This is a genomic window from Petrotoga halophila DSM 16923 (assembly GCF_002924615.1).
Genome location: NZ_JALY01000031.1, coordinates 418 through 3,595 on the forward strand (window position 1 = coordinate 418; position 3,178 = coordinate 3,595).

Consider the following 3,178-nt stretch of genomic DNA (forward strand, 5'->3'; position numbering starts at 1 on the left):
ATTTGACAAATCTTTATAATTAGAAAGTCCATCATTTGATGAAATCAATGAGACAATATTAAAAACAACGACAACGCCAAATAAAACTAATATTATTATAATTGTTAAAGAAAGTTTTCCTCTTATGCTTTTAAACAAGGTGATCCACCTCGATTTTTATATTAAATTCCGTAAAATAAGCTTTAATTTTCTTCCAGAACCACATCGCTAAAAAACTTCTTGTTTTGAGGCGAAATTTTAATATCTTTATCAATGTAAAATTTTTCATTTAACCTTATATCTTCAGAAGAGGATCCCACCATAACTTTAAAATAACCTTTTTCAACCAAAAATTCCATTTTTTCATTATATAACGCTAAAGTCTCTATTGGGAGATTAAAAATGATTCTTTTCTTTTCTGAAGGTTTAAGTGTAATTCTTTGAAAACCCTTTAATTCTTTCACAGGTCTAGTTACACTAGCGACTTCATCATTCACGTACAGCTGAACAATTTCGTCACCTGTCTCTTCACCTATGTTTTTAACATCCATGCTTATTTTCACGATTCTATCGCTACTTTCAATTTGAAGATTCGTATATTCAAATTGTGTATAACTGAGACCATGGCCAAAAGGATATAGTGGTTTGGCAGGTGAATCCGTATAATCTCCCCACCATTGACTTCTTCCTCCAGAAGGCTTGTGATTATAATAAACTGGAATTTGTCCCACATGACGCGGAAAAGATATAGGCAATTTCCCTGAAGGGGACTCATTACCCAAAATAATATCGGCCAGAGCATTGCCACCTTCTTCACCAGGTAACCAAGCTTCAAATATTGCAGAAACATTTTTTGATACCCAGTCTAACGAATATGGCCTTCCGTTTACAAGAACAACAATTACAGGTGTTCCCGTATTTATAACAGATTTTAGTAAATCAAGTTGTACACCTGGTAAAATCAACGTAGAACTATCACGAGATTCACCAGTTGTGCAATCTAATGTTAACCCAGATTTATCACCTAAAACTAGAATAGCAACATCAGATATTTTAGCAAGTTCGATTGCTTCTTTAAACATTTCTTTGTTGTCACCATTTATTTCGCAACCTTTTGCGTAAGATGTTTCCACATTTAACTTTTCTAATTTTTCTTTCAAACTTTCATATATGGTTTTTATTGGCAATTCACTTTCAGAAAAAGTAATTCCTTCCATTGCTGAAGTACCGAAAGCTCCTTGTTTTAAGGTTTCTAAGTGTGTTAAATAAGTATAATCCCCTGTTAAATTTCTAGCGCTGTTTGCATTTGGTCCAATTACTGCAACTTTTTTTATGTTTGGATTCTTTTTCAAAGGCACTATTCCATTATTTTTCAATAGAACAATTGATTTTTTAGCAATTTCATACGCGAGTTTCCTATCTTCAGGTGTATCTAAATTATCTGGAACCTTTTCTAAATCAACATAAGGATTTTCAAATAATCCCATCTCAAACTTTAATCGTAAAATATTTCTAACAGATTTATCAATAAATGCTTCAGAAAGCTCTCCATTTTCTATCGCATTCTTTAATGGTTCTTTATAACAATCAAAAGAGGGAAGTTCAACATCTATCCCAGCTTTTAACGCTTTTATAGCTGCTCCTTTTTTATTTGATACTAATTTATGATATTCCATCAATGAATTGATTGCAAAGTAATCGGAAACAACAATACCATCAAAACCCCATTCCTCTCGCAAAATTTTTCTCAACAAAATTTCAGAAGCTCCACAAGGTATACCATCAATCTCATGATAAGCATTCATGACAGATTTAGCTTTTCCTTCTTTAATAACAGCTTCAAAAGGAAAGAGAAATGTTTCTTTTAGTTCTCTTTCTGGGATATGAGCTGGCGCCCAATTCATCCCACCTTCAGAAACCCCATAACCCACAAAATGCTTTAAAGTAGCAACTACTCCATTCTTCAAATCATCAGATTGTAACCCTTTAACATATGAAACTCCCATCTTTGCAACCAAATATGGATCTTCTCCAAAAGTTTCCTCAGTTCTCCCCCATCTAGGATCTCTAGTTACATCAACAACTGGAGATAATCCTTGATGTATTCCAAGAGCTTTCATTTGATTTCTTATACTTGTTGTCATTCGTTCTATTAATGGAGGTTCCCAAGTACTTGCCGCACCAATCATCTGAGGGAAAATGGTCGCTCCTCTTGTCATGTAACCACTCAAACATTCTTCATGCATAAAAGCAGGAATCCCCAATCTTGTTTCAGTAAGAAGAAATCTCTGAATTTTGTTTGACAATTCAGCTGTTTTCTTAGGAGAGAATCCTGTCGCTCCTCCTGGACGAGTTATCTGACCAATTCCTTCTTTCAATAAATTTTGAGCTTTTTCAAAAGAGAAATTACCATTATCAAGAAGCTCATAACTCCAAAAAGAACCAAGTTGGGCTATTTTTTCGTCCAAAGTCATTTGTTTTAAAAGGTCTTCAACACGCTCTTCTATCGGTTTATTTGGATTTTTGTAAAATTGCATAAAAACTTCCCCCTTGTAAAATATTTTATCGTTTTTGTCTTTTTTCAGTATATTTTTCTCCTTTTTTCATCATAGATCATTGTTTTTCTATAAAAGTATGAATTTATAATATCTCTCCATTCTTTAGCACTTTCCCTTTGTTCTAATAATCTTTGATAAACAGAACTATATCTTTTACTATCAATATATCTTTCTAAGCCTTGCCATTTATCTATTAACCATTGTACATCCTCGACTCCTTCAAAATGCGTATCATAAATATGTTGTAAGACGGTTTTGTTATTGCTCAATTTGTAAATATAAGAGACATGATGAAAAAAAAGTAATAGTTCATCGGGGCAAGAATCTAAATGTTCGTATTTCTCAAAATTTTGTTGACGATACTGTGCTGTATAACCCGTTCCTGATTTCAAGGTTCTGTCTACACCTATACCATAATGATCAGCTTTGTGGTAAGTACCCCACCTTGAATACTCATATCCATCAACATTAGGACCATAATGATGACCAGGATTAACCATCCAACCTACTCCTAAAGGTGCTGTATATTTCTCATAAATATTCCAAGACTTTAACATCATTTCGGATAAATTATTTAAAACAGTTTCATTATTTCCAAAAGTACATTTTATCCATTCTTCTATAATTTTTTTACCACTCAA

The 3,178-nt window shown here is 32.9% G+C and carries 1 protein-coding gene and 1 pseudogene; both read right to left on the minus strand.

Translation table 11 applies throughout. The features are described 5' to 3' along the window. Positions 1-182 precede the first annotated feature (182 nt). On the minus strand, positions 183-2,516 hold the full coding sequence (locus AA81_RS01430; protein WP_103078984.1) for a glycoside hydrolase family 3 N-terminal domain-containing protein: 2,334 nt from the start codon (positions 2,514-2,516) through the stop codon (positions 183-185). 44 nt (positions 2,517-2,560) lie between these two features. Continuing rightward, positions 2,561-3,178 (minus strand): annotated as a pseudogene (locus tag AA81_RS01435) (alpha-glucuronidase); the annotation flags it as partial.

Coding starts and splice junctions, on each gene's coding strand:
- AA81_RS01430 (WP_103078984.1), bottom strand. CDS start 2,516: ATGCAATTTTACAAAAATCCAAATAAACCGATAGAAGAGCGTGTTGAA.